Source organism: Nonomuraea angiospora (assembly GCF_014873145.1).
Taxonomy (GTDB): domain Bacteria; phylum Actinomycetota; class Actinomycetes; order Streptosporangiales; family Streptosporangiaceae; genus Nonomuraea; species Nonomuraea angiospora.
Map to the genome: position 1 here is coordinate 7,686,335 of NZ_JADBEK010000001.1, position 21,968 is coordinate 7,708,302.

General features: G+C 69.0%; 27 protein-coding genes and 1 tRNA gene. 14 read left to right on the forward strand and 14 right to left on the reverse strand.

Features of this window, described 5'->3' with window-relative positions:
• Positions 1–81 precede the first annotated feature (81 nt).
• The 7 genes from H4W80_RS34995 to H4W80_RS35025 all read right to left on the reverse strand — a co-directional run bounded on the left by H4W80_RS34995 (position 82) and on the right by H4W80_RS35025 (position 5,842).
• Entirely contained in the window at positions 82–1,125 is a 1,044-nt protein-coding gene (locus tag H4W80_RS34995) for an ABC transporter permease (RefSeq protein ID WP_192788980.1), read from the reverse strand.
• Positions 1,118–2,680 carry a sugar ABC transporter ATP-binding protein gene (locus H4W80_RS35000; protein ID WP_192788981.1) on the reverse strand — a complete coding sequence of 521 codons (1,563 nt, stop codon included), beginning with the start codon at positions 2,678–2,680 and terminating at the stop codon, positions 1,118–1,120. Before H4W80_RS35000 ends, H4W80_RS34995 begins: the two co-directional genes overlap by 8 nt.
• Before the next feature lie 52 nt (positions 2,681–2,732).
• The gene (locus H4W80_RS35005; protein ID WP_192788982.1) at positions 2,733–3,794 is read right to left on the reverse strand and encodes a sugar ABC transporter substrate-binding protein; all 1,062 of its coding nucleotides are present in this window, start codon (positions 3,792–3,794) and stop codon (positions 2,733–2,735) included.
• A 466-nt stretch (positions 3,795–4,260) separates the two neighbouring features.
• Positions 4,261–4,350, reverse strand: a tRNA-Ser gene (locus tag H4W80_RS35010).
• Positions 4,351–4,360: 10 nt separating this feature from the next.
• Entirely contained in the window at positions 4,361–4,798 is a 438-nt protein-coding gene (gene tadA, locus H4W80_RS35015) for a tRNA adenosine(34) deaminase TadA (RefSeq protein WP_192793921.1), read from the reverse strand.
• A gap of 31 nt (positions 4,799–4,829) precedes the next feature.
• Positions 4,830–5,306, reverse strand: coding sequence for a tRNA adenosine deaminase-associated protein (locus tag H4W80_RS35020; protein WP_192788983.1), 477 nt, complete (start codon positions 5,304–5,306; stop codon positions 4,830–4,832).
• Between the two features lie 17 nt (positions 5,307–5,323).
• Positions 5,324–5,842: a tRNA adenosine deaminase-associated protein gene (locus H4W80_RS35025; RefSeq protein ID WP_192788984.1), complete on the reverse strand. Its 519-nt coding sequence runs from the start codon at positions 5,840–5,842 to the stop codon at positions 5,324–5,326.
• Between the two features lie 184 nt (positions 5,843–6,026).
• Here H4W80_RS35025 and upp point away from each other — a divergent pair, with 184 nt between their 5' ends.
• The 7 genes from upp to H4W80_RS35060 all read left to right on the forward strand — a co-directional run bounded on the left by upp (position 6,027) and on the right by H4W80_RS35060 (position 10,559).
• A complete protein-coding gene (upp, locus tag H4W80_RS35030) occupies positions 6,027–6,665 on the forward strand; it encodes a uracil phosphoribosyltransferase (RefSeq protein WP_192788985.1) in 639 nt (212 codons plus the stop codon).
• 122 nt (positions 6,666–6,787) lie between these two features.
• Complete coding sequence (locus H4W80_RS35035; RefSeq protein WP_192788986.1) at positions 6,788–7,012, forward strand: hypothetical protein; 225 nt, start codon at positions 6,788–6,790, stop codon at positions 7,010–7,012.
• A gap of 72 nt (positions 7,013–7,084) precedes the next feature.
• Positions 7,085–7,267, forward strand: a complete 183-nt coding sequence (locus H4W80_RS35040) for a hypothetical protein (RefSeq protein WP_192794450.1) — start codon at positions 7,085–7,087, stop codon at positions 7,265–7,267.
• On the forward strand, positions 7,264–7,797 hold the full coding sequence (locus tag H4W80_RS35045) for a PH domain-containing protein (RefSeq protein ID WP_192788987.1): 534 nt from the start codon (positions 7,264–7,266) through the stop codon (positions 7,795–7,797). The genes H4W80_RS35040 and H4W80_RS35045 overlap by 4 nt, the downstream gene beginning before the upstream one ends.
• Positions 7,798–7,893: 96 nt before the next feature.
• Positions 7,894–9,237 carry a helix-turn-helix domain-containing protein gene (locus tag H4W80_RS35050; RefSeq protein ID WP_192788988.1) on the forward strand — a complete coding sequence of 448 codons (1,344 nt, stop codon included), beginning with the start codon at positions 7,894–7,896 and terminating at the stop codon, positions 9,235–9,237.
• A 100-nt stretch (positions 9,238–9,337) separates the two neighbouring features.
• On the forward strand, positions 9,338–10,012 hold the full coding sequence (locus H4W80_RS35055) for a FadR/GntR family transcriptional regulator (protein WP_192788989.1): 675 nt from the start codon (positions 9,338–9,340) through the stop codon (positions 10,010–10,012).
• 94 nt (positions 10,013–10,106) lie between these two features.
• Positions 10,107–10,559 carry a universal stress protein gene (locus H4W80_RS35060; protein WP_192788990.1) on the forward strand — a complete coding sequence of 151 codons (453 nt, stop codon included), beginning with the start codon at positions 10,107–10,109 and terminating at the stop codon, positions 10,557–10,559.
• 341 nt (positions 10,560–10,900) lie between these two features.
• Here the strand turns inward: H4W80_RS35060 and soxR are convergent, their stop codons facing one another.
• Both soxR and H4W80_RS63910 read right to left on the reverse strand, forming a co-directional pair.
• Positions 10,901–11,431, reverse strand: coding sequence for a redox-sensitive transcriptional activator SoxR (gene soxR / locus H4W80_RS35065; protein WP_192788991.1), 531 nt, complete (start codon positions 11,429–11,431; stop codon positions 10,901–10,903).
• A gap of 9 nt (positions 11,432–11,440) precedes the next feature.
• Positions 11,441–11,872, reverse strand: a complete 432-nt coding sequence (locus H4W80_RS63910) for an Lrp/AsnC family transcriptional regulator (protein WP_318787207.1) — start codon at positions 11,870–11,872, stop codon at positions 11,441–11,443.
• A gap of 56 nt (positions 11,873–11,928) precedes the next feature.
• Here H4W80_RS63910 and H4W80_RS35075 point away from each other — a divergent pair, with 56 nt between their 5' ends.
• A complete protein-coding gene (locus H4W80_RS35075) occupies positions 11,929–12,843 on the forward strand; it encodes an SMP-30/gluconolactonase/LRE family protein (RefSeq protein ID WP_192788992.1) in 915 nt (304 codons plus the stop codon).
• 2 nt (positions 12,844–12,845) lie between these two features.
• Here H4W80_RS35075 and H4W80_RS35080 read toward each other — a convergent pair whose 3' ends face one another.
• Both H4W80_RS35080 and H4W80_RS35085 read right to left on the reverse strand, forming a co-directional pair.
• Complete coding sequence (locus H4W80_RS35080) at positions 12,846–13,574, reverse strand: ABC transporter permease (RefSeq protein ID WP_192788993.1); 729 nt, start codon at positions 13,572–13,574, stop codon at positions 12,846–12,848.
• Complete coding sequence (locus H4W80_RS35085) at positions 13,571–14,476, reverse strand: ABC transporter ATP-binding protein (protein WP_192788994.1); 906 nt, start codon at positions 14,474–14,476, stop codon at positions 13,571–13,573. The genes H4W80_RS35080 and H4W80_RS35085 overlap by 4 nt, the downstream gene beginning before the upstream one ends.
• 109 nt (positions 14,477–14,585) lie before the next feature.
• Between H4W80_RS35085 and H4W80_RS35090 the strand changes: the two genes are divergently transcribed.
• From H4W80_RS35090 to dnaN, 3 genes are all read left to right on the forward strand, one after another.
• Entirely contained in the window at positions 14,586–16,022 is a 1,437-nt protein-coding gene (locus H4W80_RS35090; RefSeq protein ID WP_192788995.1) for a sensor histidine kinase, read from the forward strand.
• The gene (locus H4W80_RS35095) at positions 16,022–16,675 is read left to right on the forward strand and encodes a response regulator (protein WP_192788996.1); all 654 of its coding nucleotides are present in this window, start codon (positions 16,022–16,024) and stop codon (positions 16,673–16,675) included. The genes H4W80_RS35090 and H4W80_RS35095 overlap by 1 nt, the downstream gene beginning before the upstream one ends.
• A gap of 98 nt (positions 16,676–16,773) precedes the next feature.
• Entirely contained in the window at positions 16,774–17,871 is a 1,098-nt protein-coding gene (dnaN, locus tag H4W80_RS35100; RefSeq protein WP_192788997.1) for a DNA polymerase III subunit beta, read from the forward strand.
• On the opposite strand, the gene H4W80_RS35105 is transcribed toward dnaN, so the two are convergent.
• Positions 17,854–18,333, reverse strand: coding sequence for a MarR family winged helix-turn-helix transcriptional regulator (locus H4W80_RS35105; RefSeq protein ID WP_192788998.1), 480 nt, complete (start codon positions 18,331–18,333; stop codon positions 17,854–17,856). The genes dnaN and H4W80_RS35105 overlap by 18 nt on opposite strands.
• A gap of 49 nt (positions 18,334–18,382) precedes the next feature.
• Here H4W80_RS35105 and H4W80_RS35110 point away from each other — a divergent pair, with 49 nt between their 5' ends.
• Positions 18,383–19,231 (forward strand): SDR family oxidoreductase, encoded by an 849-nt coding sequence (locus H4W80_RS35110; RefSeq protein WP_192788999.1) that lies wholly within the window; start codon positions 18,383–18,385, stop codon positions 19,229–19,231.
• A gap of 120 nt (positions 19,232–19,351) precedes the next feature.
• Entirely contained in the window at positions 19,352–19,930 is a 579-nt protein-coding gene (locus H4W80_RS35115; protein ID WP_192789000.1) for a dihydrofolate reductase family protein, read from the forward strand.
• On the opposite strand, the gene H4W80_RS35120 is transcribed toward H4W80_RS35115, so the two are convergent.
• A complete protein-coding gene (locus H4W80_RS35120) occupies positions 19,912–20,622 on the reverse strand; it encodes a helix-turn-helix domain-containing protein (protein WP_192789001.1) in 711 nt (236 codons plus the stop codon). The two genes, H4W80_RS35115 and H4W80_RS35120, sit on opposite strands and share 19 nt — an antisense overlap.
• Positions 20,623–20,762: 140 nt before the next feature.
• Here H4W80_RS35120 and H4W80_RS35125 point away from each other — a divergent pair, with 140 nt between their 5' ends.
• Positions 20,763–21,215 carry a GtrA family protein gene (locus tag H4W80_RS35125; protein ID WP_318787632.1) on the forward strand — a complete coding sequence of 151 codons (453 nt, stop codon included), beginning with the start codon at positions 20,763–20,765 and terminating at the stop codon, positions 21,213–21,215.
• A gap of 348 nt (positions 21,216–21,563) precedes the next feature.
• On the opposite strand, the gene H4W80_RS35130 is transcribed toward H4W80_RS35125, so the two are convergent.
• Positions 21,564–21,917 carry a VOC family protein gene (locus H4W80_RS35130; protein WP_216372758.1) on the reverse strand — a complete coding sequence of 118 codons (354 nt, stop codon included), beginning with the start codon at positions 21,915–21,917 and terminating at the stop codon, positions 21,564–21,566.
• Between the last annotated feature and the right edge of the window lie 51 nt (positions 21,918–21,968).

Sequence of the window (21,968 nt, forward strand, 5' to 3'; positions counted from 1 at the left end):
TCCTGTGGCGGCAGGCGGCGACACGACCTCCTGCGACGGAACAAAGATGGGGCGGCGTACGGCGGCGTGGGGCCGCCCGGTTCACTCCTGGACCTTGCCGCCCGTGATGCGGGAGATGGTCAGCGCGACCAGGATGATCAGGCCGTTGAGGGCGCCGATCCACTGGGCGGGGACACCCGCGAGGGTGAGCACGTTCTGGATCATGAAGAGCAGCAGGATGCCGCTGAAGGCGCCGAACATGGTGCCCTTGCCGCCGTTGAGGCTGATCCCACCGATGACGGCGGCGGCGAACACGGTGAAGATGTAACCGTTGCCCTGCGCGGAGGCGACGGAGGCGAGACGCCCGGAAAGCATCAGCCCGGCGAGTGCGGCCAGCAGGCTGCCGGTGACGATGACGATCCACAGCACCCGGTCAGTGCGGATACCGGCCGCCTTCGCCGCGTCGACGTTGCCGCCGATGGCGTACAGCGAGCGGCCGAAGCTGGTCCAGCCCAGGACGACGATCGCGACGGCGAACAGCACCAGGCAGATCCAGATGGAGGCGGGTATCCCGAACCACTGGGCGGTGCCCAGGTAGAGCATCGACTCCGGCAGTTGGAAGAAGGTCTGGCCGCCGGAGATGCCGGTGAGGACGCCACGCAGGACGATCAGCATGCCGAGGGTGACGATGAAGCCGTTGAGGCCGAAGCGGATGATCAGCAGGGCGTTGACCACGCCGATGAGCGCACCCACGGCCAGCGTGATGGGAATCGACCAGGCGCCGGGGAGGAGCCCGAGGCCGGGTCCGACGCCGGTCGGAACCACCAGCAGGGCGGCGACGCCGGGCGCGAGGCCCATGGTGGACTCCAGAGACAGGTCCATCTTCTTGACGATCAGGATCATCGTCTGGGCGAGGACCAGCAGGGCGATCTCGGACATGGTCTGCAGGACATTGATCAGGTTGTCGCCCTGGAGGAAGACCGGGTTGACGATCTGGCCGACGATCGCGATCGCGACGATCGCGGGAACCAGGGCGAGGTCGCGCAGCCGGGCCACGGGTATCCGGCCGCCGAACAGCCCCTTCCGCCCGGCCTCGGGCTTCGTGGGCTTGGGGGCGGGCGTGTCCGCGAGGGCGGTTTCAGGCATTGAGGTCCACTCCTTCCATCGCGGCCACTAGGTCGTGGTCGTGCCAGCCGCGGGCGATCTCTGAGGTCACTCGGCCCTGGAACATCACCAGGACCCGGTCGCACATGCGCAGGTCGTCGAGTTCGTCGGAGGCGATGAGCACTCCGGTGCCGCCTTCCGCGGTCTCCTCGACCTTGCCGAGGAGGAACTCCTTGGAGCGCACGTCCACGCCTGCGGTCGGGTTGATCAGTACCAGCAGCCGGGGGTCGTCGGCGAGGGCGCGGGCCATGACGACCTTCTGCTGGTTGCCCCCGGACAGCGCGGAGACCGACAGGTCGGGGCCTGAGGTCTTGATCGCCAGTTTCTCGATCATGCCCTCGGCGAGCTGGTCCCGGCGGTCGCGGCTCAGGAACCCTCCCCGGCCGAGCCGTTTGGGCACGGACAGCGTGGCGTTGTCCGCGATCGACATGTCGGGTACGAAACCCTGGTGGTGCCGGTCCTGCGGGACGAACCCGGCGCCGGCGGCGAGCGCGGCGGGCACGCTGCCCGGCTGTGGCCGCCGCCCTGCGATCTCGACCTCGCCGCCGTCGGCGGCCAGCAGCCCCACGACAGTCTCGGCGACCTCGATGCGACCGCTGCCGGCGGCCCCGGCCAGGCCGACGATCTCGCCGGCGCCCACCTCGAAGGTGACGTCCTCGTAGGCCTGGCCGGTGAGGCCCCGGACGCTCAGCGCCGACGTCGCGCCGGCGTCGAGGGCGCTCGCCCGTTCCTCGCGCCTGTCGGCCGCCGCCTCGCCGGTCATGGCGGCGATGAGTTCGGTGCGGGGAAGTTCGGCGACCGGTGCGGTCAGGATGTGCTGGGCGTCTCGGAACACCGTCACCATGTCGCAGATCTCGTAGATCTCCTGGAGGTGGTGGCTGATGAACAGGAAGGTCACGCCCTGGCGCTGCAGATCGCGTATTCTCTCGAAGAGCCGGTTGATCGCCGCGCCGTCGAGTTGCGCGGTCGGTTCGTCGAGGATGATGAACCGGGCTCCGAAGGACAGCGCACGGGCGATCTCGACGAACTGCCGCTGTTCCACGCTGAGATCGCCGGCCGGAGCTTGCGGATCCACGTCCACCGACCAGGTCGACAGCAGTTCCCGCGCTCGCCTGCGCACGCCCTGCCAGCTGATCAGCCCGCTCCGGCCGTGCTCATGCCGGTTCAGGAAGAGGTTCTCGGCGACGGTCAGCGTGGGGATGATCGTCGACTTCTGGTAAACACAGGCCACCCGCTGCCGCCAGGCGTCGCGGTCCGCGAGCCGGGGCGCCGGGCCGCCGCCGAAGGTGACCGTTCCCTCGTCCGGGGCCTGAAGCCCGGTGAGGACGGACACCAGGGTCGACTTGCCGGCCCCGTTGCGGCCGACCAGCGCGTGGGTCTCGTTGGGCATGATGGTGATCCGGGCGCCGTTCAGAGCCACCGTCGGACCGAATCGTTTGACAATGCCCGTCGCCTCGACGACGGGAGGGCCGGCCGGGGCTCTCCCGTCGTGCGCCGGGGCGGGCGCGGGGGTGACTGTCTGCTCCCCGTCGCTCATCTCAACCGCCTTGTGTTCGTGAGCCGTTCTGTTTCCTGACGAGCTCTGAGCCTCAGCCGAGGTTGTTGCCCCACAGGGACGTGTCGGTGCTCTTGAGGCTGGGGACACCGCCGTAGGTGCCGCCGTCGGCGGTGACGAGCGGGGCTGCGAGCTGGTCCTCCAGCAGGCCGTCACGGACCTGGACGATGGTGCTGTCGTGGTCGGTCTTGCCCGGCTTGAACGTCTTCCCGTCCATTGCGGCCTTCAGGTAGTACAGGGCGTACTTGGCGTAGAGGTCGGCCGGTTGGGAGACGGTGGCGTCGATCTTGCCCTCGGCGATGGACTTGAGTTCTTCGGGGATGCCGTCGTTCGAGACGACGAACACGTGCTTCGCGTCCTCGGGACCGACCAACAGGCCCTTTTGCTTGAGCACCTGGAGCGTGCCGGACAGGGCGAAGCTGGACTGCATGTAGACGCCCTTGATGTCCGGGTGGGCGGTCAGGTCTGTCTGGAGCTTCTGCGCGGCGACGGCGCCGTCCCAGTTGGTGGCCTCTCCCAACACCGTGATGCCTGGGTAGTTCTTCTTCATGCAGTCGTTGAACGCCTCGGTGCGGTCACGGCCGTTGATGGAGGCAAGGTCGCCTTGAAGCATGACGACCTTGCCCTTGCCGGCCAGCTTGGTGCCCAGGTACTGGCACGCCTTCTCGCCGTAGGCACGATTGTCGGCGCGGACGACCATGTAAACCTTGCCGCTGTCGGGGCGGGTGTCGACGGTGACGACCGAGATCTTCTTCGCCTCCAGCTGCGCGAGGGTCGGGGCGATGGCGGCGGTGTCCTGCGGAGCCATCGCCAGGCCCTTCACACCCTGGCTGATGAACGTCTGCGCGTTGGCGGTCAGCTTGGCGACGTCATTCTGCGAGTTGGTGGTCTTGAGCGAGAGGCCGAGCTCCTTGGCGTACTCGGGCGTGTACTTGATGTACGAGTTCCAGAAGTCGGTGTCGGAGCGTGGGTAGTCCACGCCGACCAGTGGCGTGTCGCTCGACGTGGCCGTGGTGCCGGAGCTGCTGCAGGCGCTGAGCAACACCAGCGCGGACACGGCGGAGGCAGTGGAGCACAGGACAGTTGTGAGTCTCATCGGCACTTCCTCGCACTGATCCCGAAGCGGGGGGTGTTTCATGTCGGCGGCATCCGTGTGTCACCGACATGAAGAGATGGGATGTATTTATAGGCCGAATCCGGGGCACTGTCTACCCCAAGGGTCGTTTTGCTGCGAGACTCTCGTTAGATCTCTGACCTGGACATCACCGGCAACGAGCGAGAGGATGGATCCATCCCATCAATTGGATTCAACGTGTGCGCGATGTGATCCGGCCATGCCGGCTGGGCTTCTTCGGGGTGCCGGCGAAGCTGCCGGTGGGCAGGATGGTGTCTTTGTCCTCGCCCACGGTGGGGACGTCGGCGGCGGCCCACGCACCGCCGGCACGCCTGCCGTCGATTTACCAGGTGACGCGGTAGCTCACGCGCCCCTTCAGGCCCTTGCACAGTCTGCGTGATCTTGACAGACGAAGGGCCCCCGACCCGTAGGTCGGAGGCCCTTCTGGTGGCGGTGGTGGTGGGATTTGAACCCACGGATGAGTTGCCCCATCACACGCTTTCGAGGCGTGCGCCCTCGGCCACTAGGCGACACCACCGCGCACGAGCTTACCGGATCCTGCGAGTAGCGAAGAACCGCTTTAGTACCGAGGAGCACTCGTCCGCCAGCACTCCCATGACGACCTCGGGGCGATGGTTGAGCCGGCGGTCGCGTACGACGTCCCAGAGCGAGCCCACGGCCCCGCCCTTCTCGTCCACCGCGCCGTACACGATCCGGTCGACTCTGGCCAGCACAGCGGCGCCCGCGCACATCGTGCAGGGCTCCAGGGTCACCACGAGCGTGCAGCCGCCCAGCCGCCACTGCCCGCGCCGCAGGGCCGCCTGCCGGAGCGCGAGCACCTCGGCGTGGGCCGTCGGGTCGGCGGAGGACTCGCGGTCGTTTCCCGCCGCGGACAGGACCTCGCCGAGCGGGTCGAGCACCACCGCCCCCACGGGGATCTCTCCCCTGGCCTCCGCCGTGACCGCCTCCGCCAGCGCCAGGCGCATGGCCTCCTCGTACGTCACGGCAGGAGCTCGGTCACCGCAGCCGGTCGAGCTCGTCGGCGAAGGCCAGCCGCTCGGCGATCACCGACAGGATGTCGGCCGGCAGCATGCCCTCCTCCATGCTCAGCTCCAGCAGCTCCTCGGAGCTGACCCCGAGGTCGCTGAGCAGCTCGAAGTCGCCGGCCGGGCGCACGCCCATGCCGTTGGCCTCCTTGTCGGGCGCCACGCCCGCGAACTCGGCGAACAGCTCGCCGAGCGGGTCGGACAAGATGGCGTGAGCGTCCGACAGGAACACGCGCGGCTCCTCCTCGCCCCGGTAGCGGGCGATCGCGAACCACTCGTCCTCGACCTCGACGCAGAGCAGGGCCAGCTCGTCACCGGACAGCCCCAGCGTCTCCGTGACCGCGTCGCCGAGATCGTCGACGATCTCGGCCTCACCCAGATCGATCTCGGCGCCGCTCCAGCCGTCCGAGGTCCTGACGAAAGCCGCAGAGAAGGTGTTGGACGCCATGTCCGAGCTCCAGGGGGTCAGCCGAAGACCGATTCGATGGCACGCTCGAACGGCTCGGAGAAGCCGAGCCGCGCGGCGATGCTGGACAGCACATCTTCGGGCAGCAAGTCGATGTCGCCGGAGAGGATGCCCAGCTCCATCTCGTCCAACCCGAGATCGGCGAAGATCGACAGATCTCCGGCGGGGAGCACGGTCTCCTCGTCCTGGAGGATCTCGTCGAGCTCCTCCTCGTCGGGCACCGGCACGTCGAGGTAGTCGAGAACCTGGCGGGCCAGCGGGAAGTCCCAGGAGGCGGCGATGTCGGACAGGAACACGTCCACCCGCTCGCCCAGGACCCGCAGCGCCACGAAGAACTCGTCGCCCACGGCGACCAGGCCGATCGTCCCGCTCTCGCTCGGCTGCTGACGCAGGGCATGGATCAGCCCCTTCAGGTCGGACGTGAGCACGACCGGCAGGAGCTCGGCGTCCCAGCATTCGTCCTCGCGATAAACCACGATGGCGAAGTCGAGAGCGTCGTCTTCGTCTGTCATCGCCATCTCCACCCGACCTCTGACACGACAGATATCACCAGCACCCAATCGTTCCAGACCCGCGCACGAAGCGTGTGCCTCTCGGACTAAATTGTGATCAAAACCAATGACCTGAGGCTACGGCGTGGGCAGAACCACCGCAGGTGGGGGGGTCCCCATGCACGTTCCCCAGCGGATAGCCTTGCCGTTTATGGAAACCCTCGTCGTCGACCATCCGCTCGTGGCCCACAAGCTGACCACGCTGCGCGATGTCCGCACCGACTCGCCGACCTTCCGCAGGCTCGCGGACGAGCTGGTGACGTTGCTCGCGTACGAGGCCACCCGCGACGTGCGGACCACCGACGTCACGGTCGAGACGCCCGTGTCCCCCGCCCACGGCGTGCGACTGGCCAAGCCGTACCCCCTGGTGGTGCCCATCCTGCGGGCCGGGCTCGGCATGCTCGACGGCATGACCAGGCTGCTGCCCACGGCCGAGGTCGGGTTCCTCGGCATGATCAGGAACGAGTCCACCCTCCAGGCCGAGACGTACGCCACGCGGCTGCCCGACGACCTGTCCGGGCGCCAGTGCTACGTCGTCGACCCGATGCTGGCCACCGGCGGCACGCTGGCGGCGGCCGTGCAGTTCCTGTTCGACAGGGGCGCGATCGACGTCACGGCCATCTGCCTGCTGGCCGCCCCCGAGGGCCTGGCGTACATGGACAAGGTGTTCGCCAACTCGGGCAAGCCCATCCGCGTGGTGACCGCCGCGCTCGACGAGCGGCTCAACGAGAACGGCTACATCGTGCCCGGCCTCGGCGACGCGGGCGACCGCCTCTACGGCGTGGTCTGACGCCACACGTGGCCTGAAAAGCACCTTTCCCGTCACAGGCAGTCATCTCTTCGTTACATACTGTTGTTTCGTGGGTACGAAGAGGCAGGAAGGCAACTTCCGCATGCGCGTGGGGGAGCACGATGAGCGATCACAGCGAGGCGGAGCCGGCTCCGTACGCGGAGGTGGAAACTGTGTTGTGCGACGAGTTCGCCGGCATCCACTCCGCGACCACCGTAACGCGCTGCGTTGAAGCAGCGCACTACGGCGCGCTGGAGGTCACCGGTTACGCCCATCCAAGCCTTGTAGAGCGCATCGCACGCAAGCACCTTCACGTCCTGGCCCTGGTGGCCAGCGAACGCGGCTGATCAAGATCGGATCTATACCGCCAAGGCATCTTTACCCGGGCATCCGGGTGGGTAATGTATAGGGCGGGTGGAGTGGGTAAGGGCACGGAGGCGACGGTGCAGGTCAAAAAAGTCCTCACATACGGTGGTATCGCATTTGTCGCGTACTACCTGTTCGCGCGACCATCTGACGCCGCGGACGCGGTGAGAGGAGCGTTCGACACGGTGTTCAACGCGGCAGACTCGCTGGCTCAATTTGTGAACAGCCTGTCATGAGACTTGTGACCCACGGGGACTCCGCCCCGTCGTCGGTCAACCGATACCTTCTCCCCCAAGAACAACAGTTCATCATGGTCCGGCGGCACCCTGCGATCTTGCTACGGCCGGTTGCCGAGGTGCTCGCCGGCCTGATCGTCGCGGGCTTGCTCAGCAAGTTCTTCGGAGGCAGCGATCAGGGTGGCACGGCGCTCGTCGTCGTGTGGTGGTTGTGGCTCCTGCTTCTGGTGCGTTTCGTGTGGAAAGTCGCGGAGTGGTCGGTCGATTACTTTGTGGTGACTTCGAAGCGCATGCTGCTGACAACGGGCTTGATCACCCGTAAGGTCGCGATGATGCCTTTGGGCAAGGTCACCGACATGAGCTTCCAAAGAAGTCTGCTTGGGCGCATGCTCGGTTACGGTGAGTTCATCCTCGAGTCAGCAGGTCAGGACCAGGCACTCTCGACCGTGGAGTACATTCCGTACCCCGAGACGCTGTACCTCGAGGTGTGCGGGATGCTTTTTCCCAGCAAGGACGAGAGCGACGATTAATCTCCTCGCGGGGAATTCTTCACTCGGGGATACCCGATTCGGCCACTTCATGCAATCATTGCGTGTTGTTGACCCTTCCCCGCCTTGAGAGATGAGATGCCGAGTCAGGGAACCATCGGTGACCGCGTCCGCGGACTGCGGCTGAACAGGCGGATGTCCCAGGCCCAACTGGCCGGACCCGACCTGTCTGACAGTTATGTCTCGCTCATTGAGTCGGGCAAGCGCACGCCGACTCCTGTCGTGGCCCGGCTGCTGGCCGAGCGGCTGGGGTGCACGACCGAGTTCCTCCTTCACGGGATCGAGCCTCGGCAGCGCATCGACACCGAGCTCGGCCTGCGTCACGCCGAGCTCGAGCTGCAGCATGGCGATCCTTCCGTCGCCGCCGACCGCTTCACGGAGATCGTGAAGGCGGCCGACGAGGAAAACGCCATGCTGACGGCGCACGCCCGGTTCGGCAGGGCGCGCGCGCTCGAGGCCCAGGGTCGCCTCGGCCAGGCGGTGGAGGCGTTCGAACGCCTGCGTAGGGAGGCCGCGGCTCACCCCGAGCGGCTGGCCGACCTCCCGCTCACGATCGCACTGAGCCGCTGCTACCAGCGGGCGGGCGACCGCCTGCGGGCCCGCGACCTGGCCACCGCCGCCCTCGAGCAGGCCGAGCGGCTGTCCATCACGCAGGGCGAGATCGCCGTCGACCTGGCAGCCGCTCTGGTCGAGGCACGCAGCGAGCGCGAGAGCGAGTCCCGCGAGCTGGGATACGTCAAGCGGGTGCTGGAGCTGACCGGCGTTCCTCAAGTTGTGGACCGTTCCGGAGAGATCCAGGCGCTGTGGCACGCGAGCGCCGCCGCCGCTGCCGGGGAGGACTCGGCGCTGGCCGTGCGCCTCGCCGACGACGCCATCATGGCCGGCCGCCAGGCCCGGCTGTCGCTGCAGCTGGCCAGGACCGCCATGCACTGGTCCAGGCTGACCTCGGTGCCGGCCGACGAGGCCGAGCGCCTCGTCTCGGCCGCCACCGAGGCGTTCGCCACGTTCCCCGGCACGGCGCGCGAGCACGGCGAGAGCCTCATCGTGCACGCGCGGGTCATGCTGCGGACCGGCGCCTCGGCGCGGGCGAGCGAGCTGGCGACCTCCGCCCTGGGCCTGTCGCACGACCGCGCCGGCACCACGCCCGCCGAGGCCCACCTCGTGCTGGCCACCGTCGCGTTCGACGAGGGAGGCGACGCCTCCGCGCACCTGCGCGACGCCCACCAGGCGCTCGACACGCTCGACCGGCCGGTGTTCGGCTCCGACCGGCAGGCCGCGCGTTGCTGGCGTGAGCTGGGCGACCTCTACGGCAGGGCCGGGTCCAGAGCACAACAGACCGCCGCATATCGTAAAGCCCTCGAAGCCGCCGGAGTCCGTTCCGCCATGGCGGGGGTGACCGTAGACGCCGCAGTTTCGCGCTGATCCTCCAGGAGCTCCAGATTTGGCGTTTTGAGTCTGGAATAATTAGGGTCTACCAGTCATTGACTCATAGGATGATTGGTTTCCCCGGAGGAGGCGGACTGTGAGTCTGCGTACGGCGCAGCGGGCTTCGCTCGTCGACCAGGTGATCGATCAGCTCAAGGAGCAGATCACCTCAGGGTCGTGGCCAATGAACGGCAAGATCCCGACCGAGACGGTGCTCGCCGAGCAACTCGGGGTGGGCCGCAACACCGTTCGGGAGGCCGTACGCGCGCTCACGCACGCAGGGCTGCTCGAGTGCCGTCAGGGGGACGGCACTTACGTCCGCGCGACCAGCGAGCTGTCCGGCGCGATGCTGCGGCGGCTCAAGCAGGCCGAGCAGCTCGAGATCCTCGAGGTACGCCGCGCGCTCGAGGTCGAGTCCGCGCGCCTTGCCGCCACCCGGCGCACGGATGACGACATCAAGCGCATCGAGGCGGCCCTGGCCGAGCGGGACCGGGCCTGGGAGCTGGACGACCCCGACTACTTCGTGGAGGCCGACCTGGCCTTCCACATGGCCGTGGCGCACGCGACGCACAACCTCGTGCTGATCGACCTGTACGAGGACTTCTCGGCGGCCCTGCGCGCCAGCATCACGGCCGCGGGGACCTCGCTCAACAAGAGCTACATCCCGCACGACGCCATCGCCCGCGCCATCGCGGCGGGTGACGCGGCGGCGGCCGAGCGGGCGGGGCACGCCTGCATGGAACACATCCTCATCGCCCTCACCGAGTCCTGACCCCCGGGGTGTGACAAAGGAGACAGCCGGCTCCGGAATGGCGCCTGATCGCTTCAGTGCTTTAGCGAAAGAGTGAAGCGAAAGGGAGAATGCCATGACCATCCTTGTCGCCTACGACGGTTCGGCCGACTCGCGGACCGCGATCGAGTTCGCGGCCAAGCACCTCGCCGCCGAGCCCACCGTCGTCGTCACGGTGTGGGAGCCGCTGCTCGTGCAGCTGAAGAAGTATCCGCTGGCGGCGGGCGTCCTCGACCAGAACACCGAGGACGAGTCGCACGCGCAGGCGGAGCAGCATGCCCGGGAGGGGGCCGAGCTGGCCATCGCGGCCGGGCTCTCGGATGTCACCTATCGGGCGGTGGCTGACAACGAGTCGATCTGGAAGACGATCGTCGACGTGGCGGATGATGTGGACGCCTCGGTGATCGTCACGGGGTCGCGGGGGTTGGCGGGGGTGCGGTCGGTGCTGCTGGGCAGTGTGTCCAACCACGTGCTCCATCACGCTCACCGGCCGACGCTCATCGTCCCGCCGGCCAAGCCCGCCCGCTGACGGCCGCCCCTTTTGCCGAAGTGCGCCACCGTACTTCGGCTGGGGTCCTTTGGGGGGAGTTCAGGAGGACAGGCCGTGGGGCCCGCCCGGGGTGTGAGACGGGCCCGGCCGTGGGGCCCGCCGGGAGCGAGAGGCGGGCCCGGCCGCGGGGTCCGTCAGGAGCCAGAGGCGGGCCCGGCCGTGGGGTCCGTCAGGAGCCAGAGGCGGGCCCGGCCGTGGGGCCCGCCGGGAGCCAGAGGCGGGCCCGGCCGCGGGGTCTGTCGGGAGCCAGAGTGGGCCCGGCCGTGGGTTCCGCAGGGAGCTGGAGGCGGGGCCCGGCGCCGGGTCCCCCAGGGCAAGCGTCAGGAGGCCGTGGGGAGGGGCGTTTCCGTGTAGGGGGCGCAGCCGGGGTTGGGGGCGCAGGACTGGGGTGGGCAGAGGCGGGTGTCGATGCGGCGGGCGCCCGGGCCCTCGTCGCCGAGCCGGTCGTGCGGGTTGGCCACCGGGCACCGGTCGAGGGACAGGCAGCCGCACCCGATGCAGTCCGTGAGATCGTCGCGCAGCCGCTGAAGCTGCTCGATCCGGTCGTCCAGCTCCCCGCGCCAGGCCGCCGACAGCCGGGCCCAGTCGTCCCGGGTGGGCGTGCGCTCGTCCGGCAGCTCGGTCAGGGCGTCCTTGATGGTCTTCAGGGGGATGCCGATGCGCTGGGCCAGCCTGATGAACGCGACCCTGCGCAGGCTGTCGCGGGTGTACCGGCGCTGGTTGCCGGCCGTACGGCGGCTCTTGATCAGCCCCTTGGCCTCGTAGAAGTGCAGGGCGGACACGGCGACCCCGCTGCGCTCGGCGAGCTGGCCGACGGTGAGCTCCTTGGTGTTCCAGGCGACCTTCGTCATACCTGGAGATTACTTGAGGGTTCGCTCGAACAGCGTCTCCAGGACCACGATCGTCTGCGTCCCCGTGACCCCGTCCACCCCGAACACCCGGCGCAGCACGTCCTGCAGCTCCACCGTCCCGGCCGTACGGACCTTGAGCAGCACCGACGCGGGACCCGCGATGACGTGCGCCTCCTCGATCTCCTGGATCGCCGCCAGCCGGTCGGCGCTGTCGCCCATCCAGGTGCTCCCGTCCACCAGCACGTACGCCGTCACCGCGCGCCCGAGCACCGCCTGGTCCACCTCGATCGTCGTGCGCCTGATCACCCCGCGCTCGCGCAGCTTGCGCACCCGCTCGTGGGCGGCCCCGCTGGACAGCCCCACCGCCTTGCCCAGCACCGCGTACGACCGCGTCGCGTCCTCCTGCAGCAGGCCGATCAGCATCCTGTCGATATCATCCACAACCGAATGCTATCCAGTGATATGCCGGAGATGTCGAACAGCATATGGTGGACGGTATGACGGACACGATCCCCACTGAGTTCGAGGTGCTCGACGAGCGGTTCGCCGGGGTAGGCGGAGACGACTATGTCGAACGCCTCCACACCGGCACCCGCTGGGCGGAGGGCCCTGTTTACTTCCCGGCCGGCCGGTTCCTGGTCTGGAGCGACATCCCCAACGAGCGGATGCTGCGCTGGGACGAGATGACGGGCGCGGTCGGCCCGTTCCGCCAGCCGTCCGGCTACACCAACGGCAACACCCTCGACCGCGAGGGCCGCCTGATCTCCTGCGAGCACGGCAACCGCCGCGTCACCCGGACCGAGCACGACGGCTCGATCACGGTCATCGCCGACCGCTGGGAGGGCAAGCGGCTCAACAGCCCCAACGACGTCGTGGTCCGCTCCGACGGGTCGATCTGGTTCACCGACCCGCCGTACGGGATCCTCAGCAACTATGAGGGCTACGCCGCCGAGCAGGAGATCGACGGCTGTCACGTCTACCGCGCCGACCCGGTGACGGGCGAGGTCCGCGTCGTGGCCGACGACTTCGCCCGCCCCAACGGCCTGGCGTTCTCGCTCGACGAGAGCCGGCTCTACGTCGCCGACACGCGGATGAGGCACGTACGCGTGTTCGACGTGCGCGAGGACGGCACGCTGGCGGGCGGCAAGGTCTTCACCGAGGGGACGGAGCAGGACAACTTCGACGGCCTGCGGCTCGACGACACGGGCCGCGTCTGGGCCGCGGCAGGCAGGGCGCTGCTCTGCCACGACCCGGACGGTACGCTGATCGGCCGGCTGAAGCTGCCGGAGCCCACGGCCAACCTGGTGTTCGGCGGGCTCAAGCGCAACCGGATGTTCATCACGGCCTCGTCCTCGCTCTACTCCCTGATGACCAACGTCACCGGCGCGCGCCCGGTCTGGGCCGGGCGCTAGCCTCACTCCCACCTGAACAGCCGCACGGCCAGCCCACCGAAGATCAGCAGCGCGGCGCCCACCACCGTGAGATGCGCGGCCTGCGGCGCGTGACCCGCCCAGGTGTCCCTGAGCGCCTGGGCGAACGGGCCCGCGACGGAGTAGTCGCTGACCGTCCGGAGCGCGTCCGGCATGATGTCGCGCGGCACCCACATGCCCCCCAGGAACATCAGCGGGAACATCACCGCGGACCCGATCCCCGGCGCGACCTTCGCGTTGGGGGCCACCGCAGCGATCACCAGCCCGATGGCCTGCAACGCGGCGCTGCCGAGCAGGAAGACCAGGACGAACCCCACCCACTGCCGCGGCGCCGCCGACCCGAACACCAGCGAGCCCGTCACGATCAGCAGGGTCGTGGTGACCGCCCCGACCATCAGGTTGATCAGGAGCTGCACCCCCAGCAGCCGTCCCGGGTGCACGGGCGTGGTGGACATCCGCCTGAGCACCCCTTGCTCGCGGTACGCGGTCAGCACGGCGGGCACCACGTTGCAGGCCAGGACCAGCAGCGCAAGCAGCGTCATCATGCTCGGCATCTGCGTGTCCACGGCCCTCTCCCCCGACGCCGCGCGCTGGGTCATGGCCGGGATGCTGAGCCCCAGCACGAGCAGGAGCGCGACCGGCAGCCCGATCGTGAAGATCAGGAACGGCCATTCGCGCAGGTGCAGCTTGATCTCCACGAGGAGCAGCTTCATGACAGCTTCCTTCCGGTGAGCGCGAGGAACGCGTCGTCGAGCGTGGTCTGCTCGATCCGCAGGTCTCCAGGGACGACCTGGTGCTGGGCCAGGGCGAGCGTGACGGCCGGCGCGAGGTTGCCGGTGCCGCTCACCACGAGCTGCTCGCCGCTCCTCGTGACCTCCCGCACCTCCGGCAGGGCCCGGAGCACCGCGTCGTCGATGGGAGCCGACGGCCGGAACCTCAGCCGCTGCTCCCCGCCCACCTGCGCGATGAGCCCGACAGGCGTGTCCGTGGCCACCACCTTGCCCGCGTCGATGAGCGCGAGCCGGTCGCAGAGGCGTTCGGCCTCCTCCATGAAGTGGGTGACCAGCACGATCGTCACGCCCGAGTCGCGTACCTGCTCGACCAGCTCCCAGGTGTCCCTGCGGGCCTGCGGGTCGAGCCCGGTGGTCAGCTCGTCCAGCACCGCCACGCGCGGCCTGCCGACCAGCGCCAGCGCGACGGAGAGCCGCTGGCGCTGCCCGCCGGAGAGCTTCTTGAACGCCGTGTCGCGCTTCGCGCCGAGGCCGACCCGTTCGAGCAGTTCGGACCAGTCGGCGGGGTCGGGGTAGAAGGAGGCGTACAGGTCCATGGCCTCCCACACCTTGATCTTCTCGGGCAGCGCCGCGCTCTGCAGCTGCATGCCCAGCACGTGCCGCAGCTCGCCCCTGTTGAGCCGCGGGTCCAGCCCGGCCACCCGTACGGTGCCGCCGTCGGGCACGCGCAGGCCGGCCACGCACTCGACGGTGGTGGTCTTGCCCGCGCCGTTCGGGCCGAGGATGCCGAAGATCTCACCCTCCGCGACCTCGAACGACACGTCGTCGACCGCCAGGTGGTTCGGGTACTGCTTGCGCAGGTTCCTGACTTCGATGACCTTCATGCAGACGACGCTAGGAACACGGCCTTCGCCGGGGAATCCTGCTGGGTGTCGGGCAAGGGTGTACCTAGGTGCAATGGTCCGGTCGCGCCCGTTGGCCCAGACTGGGGGCATGCTGCTCCGAAGGTTCGGTCAGGTCGCGGCGCTGCTCGCGCTCCTCCTCGTCGAGGTGCCGGCGATCGTGCTCAGCCTCGCCATGCTGCTGCTGTCGTTCGGGATGGGCATGGTGTTCCTGTATGCGCCGCAGGTCCGGCTGGTCAGGAGAATGGCCGAGTTCAACCGGCGGCTGATGCGGGACTGGACCGACGTCCACATCGAGTCCCCGTACCTGCCCGAGCCCCCGCCTCCGGTGCCGCAAGCGGACGGCATGTACCGCTCCGACCGGACCCTCTACAAGACGCCGCGGATCCCCGCCTGGAACAACCGGTGGAAGTGGCTGATCTCCGACCCGGCGACCTGGCGCGACACGATCTGGCTGGTGCTCGAACCGGTGGTGAAGTTGGCGCTGCTGCCGGCGTTCATCACGCTCCCCGAGCGTGGCCTGCGGGTCTACGCCCTCTGGAGCGACCTGATGCTCCGCGCGACCGTCGCCAGCCGCCTGGCGAGCCAGGTGAGCCATCTCACGCGGACGCGTAACCTGGCCGCCGACTCGCAGGCGGCCGAGATGCGCAGGATCGAACGGGACCTGCACGACGGCACGCAGGCCCGGCTGGTGGCGATCGGCATGACGCTGGGAGCGGTCGAGCAGCTCGTCGACGACGACCCCGCGGCGGCCAAGGCGCTGCTGTCGAAGGCCCGGGACGCCTCCTCCGAGACGCTGACCGAGCTGCGCCGGGTCATCCGTGGCATCCACCCTCCGGTGCTGGCCGAGCGCGGGCTGGCCGACGCGGTACGCGCGCTGGCCATGGACAGCCCGTTGCAGGTCACGGTGGAGGTCGACCTGCCGCACCGGCCGGAGGCGCCGGTGGAGGCGGCGGTGTACTTCGCGGTCAGCGAGCTGCTCTCCAACGCCGCCCGGCACGGCGACGCGCGCACGGCGACGGTGGACCTCAGCACCAACGGCCCCAACCTGCGCGTCACGGTCACCGACGACGGCATGGGCGGCGCCGACCCGGCCAAGGGCAGCGGCCTGTCCGGGATCGAGCGGCGGCTGGCCGCCTTCGACGGGCTGCTCGCGCTGAACAGCCCGCCGGGCGGCCCCACCACCGTGTCGATGGAGCTGCCCCGGGTGCTGCCCGAGCACTGGGCGGGCAGCCTGCCCAAGCTGCCGCGCTGGAAGGCGGCCATCGTCGTGCTCCTCTGGGCCACGGCCTGGTGCCCGACCTTCCCTCAGGGAATCGTGGCCGGCGTCATGAAGACGTTCGGCATCGGGGAGAAGAGCTGGTTCCTCGCTCTGCACATGCCCGGGCCCTGGCAGTGGCCGGTCATCCTCGGCATGATCGCCCTGGGCCTGTGCATGCACATCCTGGCCATCTGGATACCCTCCAGCCACAACCACAACCGCGAGCTCCGGTTCGCGCGTGTCTTTCCGATCAACCCCGGGTGCTGATGAAGAACCGCGTACTCATCGCCGAGGACCTCTACCTGCTCAGAGACGGGCTGGTCCACCTGCTCCAGGCCCATGGCTTCTCGGTCGTGGCGGCCGTGGAGAGCGGGCCCGAGCTGCTGCGGGGCCTGCTGGAGCTGCGGCCCGACGTCTCGATCGTGGACGTGCGGCTGCCGCCCACGTTCACGGACGAGGGGCTGCAGGCGGCGCTCGCGGCCAGGAAGCAGGTGCCCGGGCTGCCCGTCCTCGTGCTGTCCCAGCACGTCGAGCAGCTCTACGCACGCGAGCTGCTGGCCGACGGCTCGGGCGCGATCGGCTATCTGCTCAAGGACCGGGTCTTCAACGCCGAGCAGTTCATCGACGCCGTACGCAGGGTCGCCGAGGGCGGCACGGCCATGGACCCCGAGGTCATCGCCAAGCTGCTGGCCAGCAACGCCAGGAACGAGCCGCTGGCGGCGCTCACGCCGCGCGAGCGGGAGGTGCTGGAGGCCATGGCGGAAGGGCGCTCCAACACGGCCATCTGCCAGCGGCTCTATCTGAGCGAGAGCGCCGTGGCCAAGCACACGGCCTCCATTTTCGCCAAGCTGGGGCTCGCGCCGTCGGACGACGACAACCGCCGCGTACTGGCCGTACTCGCCTATCTCAACAGCCGTTAGAAACCCTCCACCTGGGGTTGGTCCTCCGGAGACTGCCCAGAGTTGTCGGTCGCACCGGCTATTTTCATAGGGGCACGGCGACGAAGGGGTGGTAGCAGGTGAAAATCCGGGTTAACCGCGATGTTCTGGCAGATGCGGTGGCGTGGGCTGCCCGAGTCCTGCCCACCCGGCCCGTGGTGCCCGTCCTGTCCGGGCTGCTGCTGGAGGCGAGCGACGAGCTGGTCCTGTCCGCGTTCGACTACGACGTCTCCGCCAGGGCCGCGGTCGACGCCGACGTGGCCGAGGCGGGCAGCGTGCTGATCCCCGGGCGGCTGCTGGCCGAGATCAGCAGGAGCCTGCCCGCCGACGACGTGGAGATCGTCACCGAGGGCGCAGAGGCGGTGCTGACCTGCGGGAGCGCGGAGTTCGGGCTGATCACGATGCCGGTCGAAGACTTCCCGACCCTGCCCGCGATGCCGCCGAGCATCGGCGCCATCGGCGGCGGCGTGTTCGCCTCGGCGGTCGGCCAGGTCGCGCCCGCCGCCAGCCGCGACGACACGCTGCCCATGCTCACCGGCATCAGGGTCGACATCGAGGGCGAGTCCGTGGCCATGGCGGCCACCGACCGCTACCGCATCGCGGCCCGCGACTTCACCTGGCGCCCGGCCGGCCCCGACCTCGCGGTCTCGGCCATGGTCCCGGCGAAGGTGCTGGTCGAGGTGGCCAAGTCGCTGCGCGGCGGCGAGGTGTCGATCGCGATGGGCGACGGGGTGGCCGGGTTCGAGAGCGTCGGGCGGAGCACGACCGTGCGGCTGCTCGACGAGCAGTTCATCGACTACCGCTCCCGGCTGACCTCCGACTGGTCGATCAGGGCCGACGTGGCGGTGGCGCCGTTCGTCAACGCCATCAAGCGCGTCGCCCTGGTGGCCGAGCGCAACACCGCGATCCGGCTGTCGTTCAGCCAGGGGCAGGTGCTCATCCAGGCGGGCGGCAGCGACATCGGGCGCGGCGCCGAGGTGGTCGACTGCGAGCTGCGCGGCGACGACATCCAGATCGCCTTCCAGTCACAGTTCCTGCTCGACGGGCTGACCGGGATCGAGAGCGACCTGGCCCGCATCAACATGGAGTCGCCCACCAGGCCCGCCCTGATCCAGGACGTGCCCGGCGACGCCGAGCCCGCCTTCCGCTACCTCGTCATGTCACTCCGCCAGGGCTGAGCCGCCGGTCTGGCGCTCGGCGACCAGCTTGAACACTCTTTTGAACTCCGCGTACGCCTCCTCCCCCACGGCCTCGGCGTGCTCCGCCTCCATGGCGGCGAGGATGGCGTCCGACCTGACCATGTGATCGCGGCCCCTCTCGGTGGGCACGATCAGCTTGGCCCGCCGGTCGGCCGGGTCCGGCTGCCGCTCCACGTAGCCCAGCTCGACCAGCTCGTCCACCAGCGTGCCGATCACCTGCTTGTGCTGGCCCGACTGCGCGGCCAGGTCCGTGGCCCTGCTGCCCTCCTCGTCCAGGTACGCCAGCACCGCCCCGTGCCGGGGCCTGAGCCCGGGATGCCCCTGCCGGGCCAGCTCCTCGAACAGCTGCCGCTGCAGGCTGAAAAGGGTCCTGCTGGACAGGATGCCGAGATCGGGCTCCTCCTGCTTGCGCCGGCTCCTGCGCACCGTCACGCCCTCCATTTAGTCATAAATCTTGATTGTCACTGAATCTTACTATATCGTCGATCGCATGAGCATCTTGATCACGGGTGCCAACGGCACCGTTTCCAGCGCTGTCCTCCGTTCCCTGTCCGGCACCCTGTCCGACATCGGGGACGTGCGGGTCCTCGTGCGCGACGCGGCCAAGGCGCCGTCCGGGGCGGAGGTCGTCGTCGGCGATCTGGACGACCCCGCCACCCTCGACCGGGCCTTCCAGGGTGTGGACACGTTGTGGCTGCTGACCGCCATGGGCCCGCAGGCGCCGCACGCCAGCATGAACGCCGTCTGGGCCGCCCGGAAGGCCGGGGTGAGCCACGTCGTACGCATGTCGGCCATCGGCGCGGCCCACGACGCGCCGACCCGCAACGGCCGCCTGCACGCTCTGTCGGACGTCGAGCTCGCGGCCTCGGGCCTCGACTGGACCGTCATCCGCCCGGCCTTCTTCATGCAGAACCTTTTCGGCTCGGTCAACGGCGACACCTTGTACGGCGCGACCGGCGAGGGGCGGCTCGGCATGATCGACGTGGACGACATCGGCGACTTCGCCGCCGCGGTCCTGCGCGCTCCCGCACAGCACAAGGGCAGCACCTACACTCTCACGGGCCCGGACAGCATCTCGCTGCGGGACGCGGCCGGCGCACTGGGCGAGGTGTACGGCACTCCGATCGCCTACCAGCCGCTGACGCCGGACGACGCCCAGCGGTCGATGCTGGAGGCCGGGGTGTCCCCGTGGATCGCGGCGGTCACCAAGGAGTATCTGACGGCGTACTCGGCAGGGTGGGGTGACTACACGACGCCGGACTTCGAGAAGGTGATGGGCCGCCCGGCCCGGTCGTTCGCCGACTTCGCCCGCGCCCACGCCGCCCAGCTCCGCCCCTGACCCACGCCAGGCGCTGCCGTCGTTTCCGTACAAGACAGTCGCGGTGGCCGCTTCGTAGCATGTTCTCGGGCGCTCGATCCACCTGGCGGCCTCGTCACCGGACCATGAGGAGAACAGCACATGCGTGATCTGGTCTATACCGGATTCGTTTCGCTTGACGGCGTTGTGGACTCCCCCGGCGGTGGGCCGGGCGAGGAGCACCGCAGCGGTGGCTGGGTGGTCAAGGACGTCGAGTTCCTGCCCGAGGCCTTCTCGCTCAAGGGCGAGGAGCTTGAGGACACGACGGCGCTGATGTTCGGCCGCCGGAGCTACGAGGCGTTCGCGCCGATCTGGCGCGACTCGGACGACCACGCGGCCTACAAGGAGCTGCCCAAGTACGTGCTCTCGACCACGCTGTCCGACGACGCCCTCGTCGAGGGGTGGGGGCCCACGACGATCCTGCGCTCGGCTGACGACGTCGTCGAGCTGAAGAAGAGCGAGGGCGGCGCGATCTTCATCCACGGCAGCGCGGAACTCGCCCGACGGCTCTCGGAGGCCGGCCTGATCGACCGGTACAACCTGCTCCTCTTCCCGGTGCTGCTCGGAGCCGGGAAGAGCCTGTTCAGCAAGGCGGACATGGACAAGCAGGTGCTGACCCTCCGAGAGTCCGCGGCCTATCCCAACGGGATCGTCAAGCTGATCTACGACGTCGTCCGCTGATCCAGATCCAGGGCGATCGCACCGCCGGCGCCCTCGCGCAGCTGCCGCGCCGTACGTCCGACGTACCGGCGCAGCGCACGGGCCAGGTGCGGCTCGTCGAAGTACCCCAGCCTGGAGACGACCTCGGCGGCCAGGACGCCGCCGGCCAGGAGCACCGAGGCCCTGCGTGCGCGTTCGATCTGCCGTACGGCGCCCTGGGTCAGCCCGGTCGCCTCTCGGAACCGGCGTTCGACGGTTCGTCCTGAGATCGCCGGACGGTGGCCTCGGCGGACCTCGGCGACGAGCGGGTCACGGACCACGGCTCCGGAACGGACCAGCCGGTCCACCAAGGCTTCGGCGTCGTCAAAGCCAGGGGATTCCCAGCGGACGCCGTCCAGCAGAAAGGTCCCGCGCCTGGCTTCGGGGAGCTCCACGCCTCCGTCGACCAGAGCGCGCGCGGGCACTGACCGCAGCGACGTGCCCACGGCGAACTCGATGCCGACGAAGCTCGCGCCCTCCGGCACCGGCGCGGTGCCGGCCCTGGTCTCAGGGCCGGTAATACTTGCGTACGCCCTGCCGTCGCGCCTCCAGAAAACCAGGCCCCAGCACACCGCCGCAACGGAGGTCATCTCCGCGACATGCCCGCTCGTACAGCTCCACACGGTGTCGACCCACGGCGAGTCGGACGCGCGCATCTCGAACCGCAGTGTCACGAAAGAAGGATACGCGCGGCACCGCTCAACCGGTGAGAAGATCGAGGGTGCTCCGAATAGCGAAGGCAGTACTCGCACGATTGCCGGAACCCCTGCACGCACTTGCGCTGAAGCATCGTGAGCTGCTGAAGTTCGCCGTGGTGGGTGGAACAACGTTCTTGGTGGACAACACGGTGTTCTACGGGCTGAAGCTCACCATTCTGGAGCCGAAGCCGGTGACCGCGAAGATCATCGCGGTGCTCGTGGCGACGATCGTGTCCTACGTGCTGAACCGCGAATGGTCGTTCCGGACCAGGGGCGGCCGCGAGCGCCGTCACGAGGCGGCGCTGTTCTTCCTGGTCAGTGGCGTCGGTCTGATCCTCAGTTCCGCGCCGCTGTGGATCTCCCGGTACGTGTTCCACCTGGAGACCCCGGACGTGAGCCTCGTGACCCAGGAGATCGCCGACTTCATGAGCGCGCAGATCATCGGCACGCTGATCGCCATGGTCTTCCGCTTCTGGGCACTCCGGAAGTGGGTCTTCCCCGACGAGCAGCCCCAGTCCGGCAGCGTGCGGCTGGCTCCCGCTCCCGATTCCACGGACGAGGCGGCTTGACGGCAGCGAACCCATAGGCCGTTCTGGCGGTTGGACAGCGATGTAGGGTCTCAGTTTCTGTGTCACCCGCCGAGCGTCTGACCTGCGGAGCATGGTTTCGTCTCAGGGGCTTGGCACGGAGGGCTAGGCCGTCGCGACGTCGTGCCGCGTAGGTCAGAGAACCGCAGGACAGTCCGGGCAGGAGAGCAGGAACTCGCGCGGCACGAACCCGGCGGTGCCGGCCCGCTCGGGTGCGCCGCGCCACCGCCATCCGGCTTCCGTGTCAATTCTGTCCGTGTTGCTGTGTGGGACGTCGGGGCCCCGGACAACTGCCCGGCCCCCGCTCAGCGCTTCCGCCAGTGCTTCCGCTCAGCTCTTCCGCTCACTCAGGACGCAGAACTCGTTGCCCTCCGGGTCGAGGAGGGTCACCCAGTGCTGCTCGTCCTGCACGGTGTCGGCGCGCCGGGCACCGAGGGAGAGCAGCCGGGCGACCTCGGCCTCCTGGTCGTCGGGGCGGAAGTCGGGGTGGAGCCGGTTCTTCGACGTCTTGCCCTCGGGGACAGGCACGAAGAGCAGCCCCGGCATCTGGTCCGGCTCAGGCCGGATCTCGATGATCTCCTCGGATTCGTCGACCACTACCCAGCCGAGAGCCTCGGCCCACCAGCGCCCGAGAGCGACGGGGTCGGCGGAGTCGACGATGATCTGTTCCCATTCCAGTGCCATGGGCCTGAGCATAGACCGGACCGGCGGCCCACCCGTCCCTCCGTCGAGGGG